This window comes from Sphingomonas sp. (assembly GCF_031426035.1).
Classification (GTDB): Bacteria; Pseudomonadota; Alphaproteobacteria; order Sphingomonadales; family Sphingomonadaceae; genus Sphingomicrobium.
This window is the reverse complement of the sequence record NZ_JANPKO010000134.1, coordinates 1-2,320: the sequence shown is the minus strand read 5'-3', so window position 1 is coordinate 2,320 and position 2,320 is coordinate 1. Positions and strand designations below refer to the sequence as shown.

Below are 2,320 nucleotides of genomic sequence, written 5' to 3'. Positions count from 1 at the left end.
GAGCTGATCGGCTCGGGCCTCGCGGCATGGAGCGAGGACCATGCCCGGCGCCCGATTTTGATCGTGCGCGGCCAGGCGCATCTCATCGACGAGCATTCCGGGGCCGACCTCGAGCGCGTGCGGCTGCTGCTCGACGAGCTCGAGAACCGCCAGGAAATCGCGCGCCTGCTGGGCGAGGCGCGCGACGCGCCGGGCTGCCGCATCTTCATCGGCAGCGAGAACCGCATGTTCGCGCTGTCGGGCTCGTCGGTCATCGCCGCCCCCTATCGCGGGAGCAACGGGCAGGTGGTCGGCGTTGTCGGCGTGATCGGCCCGACGCGGTTGAACTATGCCCGCGTGGTGCCCATGGTAGATTTTACCGCCAAAGCGCTGACGAGATTGATGACATGAACGAGGACGACAAATTGCACGAGGAAGCCGAGGAAATCCGGCAGGAAACCGCCGCCGAGGCGCCCGAGCTGGCAGAGCACGACCGCTTGGCCGAGCTCGAGAGGCAGCTCGAGGAAGCGCACAGCAAGGCGCTTTACGCGGCCGCCGAGACGCAGAACGTGCGGCGCCGGCTGGAGCAGGAGAAGACCTCCGCCGCGGCCTATGCCGCGACCGGCTTCGCGCGCGACATGCTGGCGATCAAGGACCATCTCGACCGCGCGCTGGCGGCGGTGTCGGACGAATTGCGCGCCGACCAGACCGCCGCCAACTTCCTCGCCGGGATCGAGGCCACCGCGCGCGAGCTCGAGGCGGCGTTCACCCGCAACGGCGTCACCCGCGTCGAATCGAAGGGCGCGCGGCTCGATCCGCACAAGCACCAGGCGATGGTCGAGATTCCCACCGGCGACGCCGAGCCGGGCACGATCATCGAAGAAATGCAGGCCGGCTACATGCTCAAGGACCGCCTGCTGCGCCCGGCGCTGGTTGGAGTGGCCAAGGCGGCCGACTAACCCGGGCTAGTGCACCTCGCGGTTATGCGTCTCGCTCTTGGTCGCGAGGCTGAACCGCGGCTCGGCGGGAAGCGTCCCGAGCAGCCGCCCGGCGGCGTGGCGGCCGACCTCGGGCCCGTGCTTGAAGCCATGCCCTGAGCCACCGCCGACCAGCAGCGCATTGCTCATCTCGGGGTGGAAATCGATCAGGAAATCGCCGTTCGAGCTGTTCTCGTACTGGCATACCCGCGCCTCGGTCAGCGGCGCGCCGCGCAGCAGCGGGAAGCGGCGGTCGCGGAACGCGATCACGTCGGCCAGCGCTTCCTTGCTCGGGCGGCGGTCCTGCGTGTCGGGATCGACCACCGCGCCGTGCGCGTCATGCGCGAACTTGACTCCGCGGCTCTCGAGGTCGGGGAAGCCGTAATAGATGTCGCCTTGGTTGAAGTCGGCCCAGCCCGGCATCGCCGCGGGCAGGAAGCGCGGGTCGCCGGCGGGCGGCGCGAAGAAGAACACCTCCTGGCGGGTGGCGACGATGCGCTTCCCGAGCAGGGCCGGGAACAGCTTGGGCAGCCACGGCCCGAGCGCGAACACGAAGCGGTCGGCGGCGATTTTTTCGCCCGATGCCAGCGTGATGTGGTCGAGGCGGCCGTTGGCGGGTTCCGGGGTCCGCGCGGCGCCGTGGACGTAGCTGCCCCCGGCGCGCACGAAGCGGTCGACCAAGGTCTGCACCGAGCGCCGCGCCATCAGCGCGCCGAAGCCGGGCTCGTAGAGGCCGACCGCGACTCCGGTGAAGTCGATCATCGGGAATTTGCGCGCCAGCTGGCGCCCGTCGAGCCGCTCGATCGGCAGCCCGAGCTCGGCGTGGACGCGCACCGCGTCGCGGAAATAATCTTCCTCCGTGGCGCCGAAGAAAACGACCCCGTGGGGGTGGAAAATCGGCAGCCCCGAGACCGCGCTCAAGGCTTTCCACTGGGCCAGGCTGTCATGCGCCATGCGGGTGTAAATGGCGTCCTTGCCGTAGCCCGCGCGGGTCAGCCGCGACTCGCCGCCCGACGAAGCGCGGGCGTGCGCCGGCCCGTGCGCGTCGACCAGAGTCACCTTGTGGCCGGCGGAATTCAGATGGTGCGCGCACCATGCGCCGAACACGCCCGCGCCGATCACCGCGACATGATCCTTGGATCCCATCGGCGCAGCTTTGAGGATGGCGGGCGACAATGCAACGCCGCCCGCTCCAATCGCCGAAGCGGAGAGGAGCGAGCGGCGTGTCAGTCCAGGCAGCGGCGCATCGGGTGGCGTGCCGCTGCCTTTGGTCATCGCGTCAACCGCGCTGGCCCGAGGCCGGCGGCGGCGGCGGCGCGGCGGGCGCCGGGCACACTTCCGTGGCCAGGATCACCGAGCCGTCG

2 protein-coding genes and 1 pseudogene are annotated in these 2,320 nt (G+C 70.0%); 2 read left to right on the top strand and 1 reads right to left on the bottom strand.

The window, feature by feature from the left end; all coding sequences use genetic code 11:
- Positions 1-390, top strand: a pseudogene (gene hrcA / locus RMP08_RS09745) (heat-inducible transcriptional repressor HrcA); the annotation flags it as partial.
- Positions 387-938 (top strand): nucleotide exchange factor GrpE, encoded by a 552-nt coding sequence (grpE, locus tag RMP08_RS09740; RefSeq protein WP_310468802.1) that lies wholly within the window; start codon positions 387-389, stop codon positions 936-938. The pseudogene hrcA and the gene grpE, both read left to right, overlap by 4 nt.
- A 6-nt stretch (positions 939-944) precedes the next feature.
- On the opposite strand, the gene RMP08_RS09735 is transcribed toward grpE, so the two are convergent.
- Positions 945-2,102, bottom strand: coding sequence for an FAD-dependent oxidoreductase (locus tag RMP08_RS09735; protein WP_310468801.1), 1,158 nt, complete (start codon positions 2,100-2,102; stop codon positions 945-947).
- Between the last annotated feature and the right edge of the window lie 218 nt (positions 2,103-2,320).

Coding starts and splice junctions, on each gene's coding strand:
- grpE (WP_310468802.1), top strand. CDS start 387: ATGAACGAGGACGACAAATTGCACGAGGAAGCCGAGGAAATCCGGCAG.
- RMP08_RS09735 (WP_310468801.1), bottom strand. CDS start 2,102: ATGGGATCCAAGGATCATGTCGCGGTGATCGGCGCGGGCGTGTTCGGC.